Source organism: Dorea sp. D27, assembly GCF_001185345.1.
In the GTDB taxonomy this organism is placed as follows: Bacteria; Bacillota; Clostridia; order Lachnospirales; family Lachnospiraceae; genus Extibacter.
Genome location: NZ_KQ236748.1, coordinates 152,018 through 159,419 on the forward strand (window position 1 = coordinate 152,018; position 7,402 = coordinate 159,419).

Annotated in this window: 7 protein-coding genes and 2 tRNA genes (1 of these 9 only partly in view); all 9 read right to left on the reverse strand. The window is 42.7% G+C overall.

Translation table 11 applies throughout. The annotated features are described in order from the left end of the window. Positions 1 to 3 precede the first annotated feature (3 nt). Positions 4 to 204 (reverse strand): hypothetical protein, encoded by a 201-nt coding sequence (locus HMPREF0980_RS18235; protein WP_049730504.1) that lies wholly within the window; start codon positions 202 to 204, stop codon positions 4 to 6. A gap of 197 nt (positions 205 to 401) precedes the next feature. Then, entirely contained in the window at positions 402 to 791 is a 390-nt protein-coding gene (locus HMPREF0980_RS18240; protein ID WP_049730505.1) for a GtrA family protein, read from the reverse strand. Continuing rightward, the gene (locus HMPREF0980_RS19555) at positions 778 to 3,246 is read right to left on the reverse strand and encodes a YfhO family protein (protein ID WP_242847445.1); all 2,469 of its coding nucleotides are present in this window, start codon (positions 3,244 to 3,246) and stop codon (positions 778 to 780) included. Before HMPREF0980_RS19555 ends, HMPREF0980_RS18240 begins: the two co-directional genes overlap by 14 nt. After that, positions 3,164 to 4,237: a glycosyltransferase family 2 protein gene (locus HMPREF0980_RS18245; protein WP_330375951.1), complete on the reverse strand. Its 1,074-nt coding sequence runs from the start codon at positions 4,235 to 4,237 to the stop codon at positions 3,164 to 3,166. The genes HMPREF0980_RS19555 and HMPREF0980_RS18245 overlap by 83 nt, the downstream gene beginning before the upstream one ends. 134 nt (positions 4,238 to 4,371) lie before the next feature. Beyond that, the gene (locus HMPREF0980_RS18250) at positions 4,372 to 5,313 is read right to left on the reverse strand and encodes an L-lactate dehydrogenase (protein WP_049730507.1); all 942 of its coding nucleotides are present in this window, start codon (positions 5,311 to 5,313) and stop codon (positions 4,372 to 4,374) included. Positions 5,314 to 5,731: 418 nt separating this feature from the next. Beyond that, positions 5,732 to 6,229 (reverse strand): hypothetical protein, encoded by a 498-nt coding sequence (locus tag HMPREF0980_RS18255; RefSeq protein WP_049730508.1) that lies wholly within the window; start codon positions 6,227 to 6,229, stop codon positions 5,732 to 5,734. 171 nt (positions 6,230 to 6,400) lie between these two features. After that, a complete protein-coding gene (locus HMPREF0980_RS18260) occupies positions 6,401 to 6,961 on the reverse strand; it encodes a hypothetical protein (protein WP_049730509.1) in 561 nt (186 codons plus the stop codon). Positions 6,962 to 7,259: 298 nt separating this feature from the next. Further along, positions 7,260 to 7,332, reverse strand: a tRNA-Lys gene (locus HMPREF0980_RS18265). A 26-nt stretch (positions 7,333 to 7,358) separates the two neighbouring features. After that, positions 7,359 to 7,402, reverse strand: a tRNA-Phe gene (locus HMPREF0980_RS18270); it runs 29 nt beyond the window's last position.

Genomic DNA, 7,402 nt, shown 5'->3' on the forward strand with positions numbered 1-7,402 from the left:
TATCTATTCTTCCCGATTCTGTATTGATTTTTTCCATGTTTCTTCCCCTCGTACATGCCACTGTCCCCCGTCTTTCTCCTTCCTGGCTTCGGCGCTCGAAGTCCTGCCGTCCTTTAGCCAGGGCAGAGCAAACCTGCCGTTATTCTGCTCATATAGCTGTTCAAACAGGTCCGGCTTATATCCATTCTTACGGAATGTCTCCATTGCCGCTCTTGCAGAATCTACCCGTGTGAAGATCGACCTTCGGCTGCAAAAAAAGTGTAAAGCTTTCGTCTTCCAACGCCTTCAAAATATAAGTCTCCAGTCCCCAAAATCTAATACTGCTGCTATTCCTGTTAATCCAAAATCCCTTCACCGGATATAATATAACATCCGGTGAAGGGATTTTTTGTAGTATATTGTCAGTTGTCAAATACAAAATATCTTCCCGCAATATAATTCAATGCGATGACGATAATATTGGTCAGTATCTTCATGACCGTTCCCTGTAGCGACATAATATCCACGAGCAGATACATGAGTGCAACCTCCAGTATGCCGGTGAGCGCTCTGCACCCAAAGAACCTGGCTGCCTCCGCCGCAACTGTCATGCCTTTCCAGTCCCTGCTTCCGAATACAAAAGGCTTGTTGGTGAGAAATGCAAATACGACGGCTATACACCACGCAGCTATCGTACTGTACACATTCGGAACTTTCAGTATCTGATAACAGACATAATACGCCGCCACGTTGACAAATGTAGTTAGAATGCCAAATATCATATAAGCTGTAATTCTTTTATATTTTACCATGCAATCTCCTCTTCCTTCTTATCAGGTCTGCTCCAAGTATGCCAAGGGCCGCCAGCGTTCCCGCTATTCCTGCCGCTCTGCCCTTGGAGTGATAGATAAGCCGGACCTCATGTTTTCCTTCCTTGAGAGGCACGCCGATAAACGCACTGTTGACTCTTTGTATCTTCTCCCGCCTTCCATCGATATACAGCCTGAAATTCTCGTCATAGGGAATGGATGTAATGAGCCATCCCCCTGTTTCAGAATCCACTGTTCCTTCCAGCACATTTCCTTTTCCTGTAACGGCCAGTCCGGCCGGATTGCTGTAAAGGTTTCGTGTTCCCTCCCTGTCCGCTGTTCCTATCCAGGCACGGATGTTATCAATCTCATAATCGCCTTCGCCAAACTCAACAGGAATCTTTTTCTCCCCGGCAGAAAGAAGGGAGGTATAGTGGAACGTCGTATTGGCATTATAATACGAGGCGTTTTTCGCACTGAGCTTGTTCTGCTCCCCGTTTACAGTTACCGTCACATCCTTGGAAACCTTATTGTTCTTCACTTCAAATTCCAGAAACAGATAGCCATCTTCTTCCAGATTATTATCGACAGATAATATACCGGATGAGGCATCCCCCTTGATTCTGGATGCACTCATATGTACATCCGCCTTTTTAACACATTCTTTTTTACTTTCCGGTTTCTCTTTCGTATCTGCTACAGCCGTACTGAGCAGAGCAAGCTGTCTTTCCGGCCAGGATAAGTTCAAGAAATCCTCTTCCGAAATCGTCTGATCCGTCACATATGCTGCAGGTGCCACTTCCGTATCTTCATATATATTGGCATCCCCGAACCGCTTTATCTTCTCGTAACCATCCGGTGCCTGGCTGCCCACAATATACCGGACTCCCATAATCTTCAGAAAAATCGGGTTATCCACTGTATCTGCCATGAGGCTGTTCCTGCTCGGTTTGCTCAGATGCAGAACTTCACTTCGGAAATTGCTGTAGTAAGGATTGCTGACAGAGGAATATACGGTGGTCAGGTTCTGTCCACACACCCACACCTTATTTTGGTTCGCCTTGTTCACACTGTATCCGCCCCGTGTCTCAGTGCGGTAAAATATGTCGTCCTGCACGGACCTGACTGCCTTCTCGATATCCGGGCTGTCAATTCTGTCCATCTCAGCCTTGGTGACCAGTTCCTCTTTCAGCAACGTCACCTGGCCCATGCACAGCAGCGCCATCACCGCAAGCATACCTGTGCATACGGCCTTCTTCCAGTAAAACATGCTGATGGCAATTGTTGCCGCACAGACTGCGAAATCAATATATATAAAATACTTCTCCTGCTGTGCATAACTGTTTGTCAGCAGAGAGGCTATAAGCAGTACACCGGCCAGTACACATCCACCCACAGCTTCACGTATCTTGAGCAGGCGGCTGCCAATCCTGTAAAGGAACGAAGCGGCGAGCCAGCACATAAGCGGCAGAAACGGTATAAAGGCTTTGTCTCTCAGATAGAGCGTTCCGTTCAGAAGCCAGTCAAATAACGGAAACAGAAACAGGACTAACAATGTGGCAGCCATAAACTTCTCTCTGCATTTCTTATAAAAAATACTCGTACATAATATGATGAGTGCAGCGACAGAAAGTCCCATCCCATAACCGCTGTATAAGAGCTTATGAAGCCGTATGTCAGGGAGCAGCAGCTCTTTCAGGGACTGTCCTTTATGCCCGCTGCGCCCCGCCGACATCGCAAAATATACGGGTACGAGATAAAACAAAGAGAGAAGGCAGCCAAGAAGCGCAGGATAATATCGTTGCCATAACCACTTGATTATGCTCCACAAGGATGTGCCCTTTTCATGCCTGTATTCACACACTCCATAGAGAAACAGGGCTGCCAGGCCTCCCACTGCAAAATAAAAGCTTGTCAGTATCATAAATAATACTGATACCGTTAACAGGCCATATTTTCCGGTCTCACTATATCGGTCATAGCCAATTAGTGCCAGCAGGAGAAACGGCATATAATTTATAAACATAAGCTGCATCGTTGAGTGATAAGTGATGGAGGCCGCCAGCACGAGCACAACGGATGCATAAAAGCTTTCCCGTCTTCTAAAATGGCCTCTGCCGAGCCAATAGTAACACAGTATCCCGTCCGCTATGTGTTCCAGAAATGCTACGGCCTGGATATATGTGGCCATCTTTACGAATGGCAGCGCGTAAGACAACAGATATACCGGATTGAAGAGCCCGTAGTATGCAAAGTTATAGATGTTCTGTCCTCCGCCAAGCTCTGCCGCAAACTGCGGAAACAAAGTGCCCGTATTATAAAACAGCTTACGGAAATAGTCCGGGAATGCGATATGCTGCCCGAGCCAGTCTATCTCAGAGCCTGCCAGATATCCGTTTCTTGTCTTCAGGATATACAGGATGAGCGGTATGATTATAAGAATCGAGAGATATAAAATATCTTCCCTGTTTTTTGCAGCTTTTGCTGTCCGTTTTTGCATCCTCTTCATCACTTGATTCCCTCAATAAATAGATTGGCCTGTTTTTAATCTCCGTGTAAGCTCTTGCAAGATACTGTCCTGAAATTCCAATGCAGAGCAGCTGTATGCCTCCGATCAGGAAGATGACACACATCATGGCCGGCCAGCCTGCAACAGGGTCATGCCAGAACAGGTTCTTGACGACGAGAAATACAATCATGCAGAACGCCGCCCCACAGAACAATATTCCCCCGTAAGATGCCATTGACAGAGGCACTGTCGAAAAGCCGAGGATTCCATCGATGGAGTATTTGAACAGTTTCCACAGTGACCACTTCGTATCCCCCGCCGCACGCTCGACATTGTGGTACTCAAGCCATTTTGTCTGGAACCCGACCCATCCGAACAGGCCTTTAGAAAATCGATTGCATTCGCTCAGCGAGAGTATGGCATCGGCCATCTTCCGATTCATCATACGAAAATCTCTGGCGCCCTCCACAATCTGTACTTCGGAGAGCTTATTAATAAATTTATAAAAAGACGCTGACAGGAATGAACGTATTCTGGCCTCCCCCTGCCGGTCTCCTCTTCTTGTAGCCACACAATCATACTCGCCTTCCTGTAATATGCCGAACATTTCCGGTATATAGTCAGGTGGATCTTGCAGATCTGCGTCCATTACAACGACATACTCACCCTCTGCGGCTTTAAGTCCTGCATAGAGAGCAGACTCTTTTCCAAAGTTTCTGGAAAAGGATAGATAACGATAATCTTTATTTTGCTCATGATATGCCTTTAGAAGCTTCAGCGTCTCATCTGAAGAACCATCATCCACGAATATGATTTCCACGGCAGCAGGCTCCATCTTCTTTATAACTTCCTGCATGGCCTTTACGTAAAGAGGCAGTACTTCCTGCTCATTATAACAAGGGACAACCACGCTGACTGCAGGCTTTTTATCCTCGTACATCATAAAACCTCCTTCTTAATGACTGATTACTTTTATTCGGGTTAATAGTAATTATATATATAGTATCTATCAATTTCCGAAAGAAAATCTTAAGTTTAGGTAAAGATTGCTTTTTAGACAGATCTGCGTATATTTTACATTATCTGGCTGAGTGTTTTACTGATTTCTTCTGCTGATTCTATCAGCTTCTGCCGCTCCTTTTCATCCAATTCTATCTCCAGTACCTGTTCTGCCCCATTCTGTCCTACGACTGTCGGAATACTGAGGCACAGCTCCTGAAGGCCGTACTGCCCGGACAGGAATACAGATATCGGAAGAACCGCATGGCTGTCGCGGATGATGCACTCGGCAATTCTGGCAACAGCAATCCCTATGCCATAGTACGTAGCTCCTTTTCTCTCTATAATCTCATAGGCACTGTCACGTACATCCTGATATATGGCTTCCCATACGTGTTCCTCCGATATGCATCCGCGCAGCTCACTAAAGTGTTCTATGTCAATGCCAGATATATTGGCCGTACTCCAGACCGCAAGCTCGCTATCGCCGTGTTCACCGATGATAAACGCGTGTACGCTTCTGCTGTCAACTTTAAGATGCTCGCCAAGCAGATATTTGAGCCTTGCAGTATCAAGAACCGTTCCGGACCCTATTACCCTTTCTTTTGGAAAGCCAGATTCTTTTAATGCTACACACGTGAGTATATCCACAGGATTAGATACGACTAAGAGGATGCCCTCGCATTTGACAGCCTTGATATCATGGATTATTGAACGCATAATCTTTGTGTTTTTCTGTACAAGATCCAGCCTTGTCTCTCCTGGTTTCTGATTGGCGCCCGCAGTGATGATAATAAGCGCCGCATCTTTGATATCTCCATAGTCCCCGGCATAGATATCCATTGCATGGGCAAAGGGAAGGCCGTGGCTTATATCCATAGCTTCTCCTTCGGACTTTCTCTTATCTGCATCAATCAGCACCATTTCTGAAAACGTCCCTCTCTGTAATAATGTATACGCGATTGTAGAACCGACAAATCCGCACCCTATTATGGCAGTTTTCTGTATATTAATCATAAAATACCCCCTTCTAAATGACTGACTACTTTTGCTTGAATCATTAGTAAATATATATAGTATCTATCCATTTCTGAAAGATAATCTTAAGTTTCGCTAAAAATTGCAAACTACAAAAAATAACATAATAGGCCATAATAAGTATATAATGAGTACATGTTGTATGCGATAGGACGGAATATGAATTAATATGACCGGTTCCTTCATCAAGAGATTGAGAAATATGAGGGGAAAAGGAGCAGAAAACAGCTTAGAAAAGAAAGCGCTTGACAAAATCAGAACAAGGGGCCTTGGGCCCTAAAATAAATAAGTCCGAACAAAAGAGACACCCCTGTAGTGGTTCAAGTCTTAGAAAAAGCATGAATTCTACAGGGGTATTTCCTTCTCTAATATCAGGGGTATGCATAGGAACACAATTCTATCCATATATCTCATCCAAAATATCCAACAATTTATTATACATGTTTGCATTTTTCAAGTACATATTCCTGCTGTTCTCCCCCAACGCAATCTCCGAATACCTTTTTTGCTGGACTGCCAAAATCTCAAAGGCATCTTTTATATTCTCACCTGCAATATCGCTCCCTAAAATATAGGAAGCAGGTTGCGCTATCTGATCTTCTGGAATAAGCGGATCTTCCACAAACTTTAAATTCTTCCTTATATCATCTGGAAGTGAATTATAGTTAGCCGGCTTTTTCATAGGGCGTACAGGCTCTGAATAATCTCTTAACTCTCTCTCTGTAATAATTCCCATCTCGAACAAGTCGGTCATAAAACTGTGGGTCACTGATGATAAAGTATAATTGATTGGAAAAGTCATCTCCTCCAAATCATATTTCTCCTTTAGATAATTTTTCTGTTCGTCTGTTATCTTTAAAGGCTGATTCTCAATTTCTGACAGCCTCTCTTCCATTACTGTTTTTAAGTCATTCGAATCAAATCCAGTTTTTAATAAACAGTTCCCTTATTATTAACTTTTTGCGATGAATGATAATAGCTCAATGGAATCGTCCTCATATTAGTTTCTTCCTCCTATATCTAGTTTTTACTGTTTTTGATACCATCTCTTACATAACTATCTATATTAAAAATAAACAGACGCTTGCATTAATTGAGTACCCCATTTGTTATTATACAAGTAATCAAAATACGCATCCCAGATTAAAACAGGATTGTCTATATCCGTATAAAATGTAGTGTAGTATGTAGTATTAGGGCCAACAGGCGTTCTTGGCACGTTTGCTGGCTGTCTTGTAATCACCATTCCTTGTCTAAAATCTCCTGTCATTTTATAAAATACATTTATTTCATATCCGCTCTGCACATATCCTTTATTGCGGATAGCTTCTTTCATGCTTTCCACTTGTTCAGGAGTAACTGTACAGAAAACTCCTTGTATGTTATTTCCACTCCTATAGTATGTATAACCTTTATCATAAACACTTATTGACCCATCGTTACTAACATATGTTGGATACACCACTATTTTTTCCATATAAACTTTTGGCGATGTTACCGCTACACGTGTATCTCTACCTTTATCGTCTTGTTCATCAGTAGCAAAAACTGGTATGACATTAAAAATTAAAATAAGTATCATACTTAATAAAGCAACTACCTTCTTTGTACTCTTTCGAATCCTCATCTAAATTTCCTCCCAATATGTATTATTATACAATTATTTAATCTAGTCATAACGTATCATACATATTTACAAAATACAACCGCCTCAGTTTTATCATATTCAAGTTATTTTCATTTTTTTGTATGATTTCACATTAACAAAAGTAACTCAAAGACATTATATTACTATTAAAGGACAACAAAATTATTTTTTTTTAAAAATTTCGTCACTTTTATAAATACTTTTATAGGATCTGCCAGAATTTGCTGAACAAAAAAAGCAGCATCCATTAAAAGACACTGCTTCTCTCTCATTCCCATGAGCGTGCGGGGATTCGAACCCCGGACAACTTGATTAAAAGTCAAGTGCTCTACCACCTGAGCTACACGCCCATATACAATTATTATAGTAAAGAAAATGCCCAGAGCCGGAATCGAACCAGCGACACGAGGATTTTCAGTC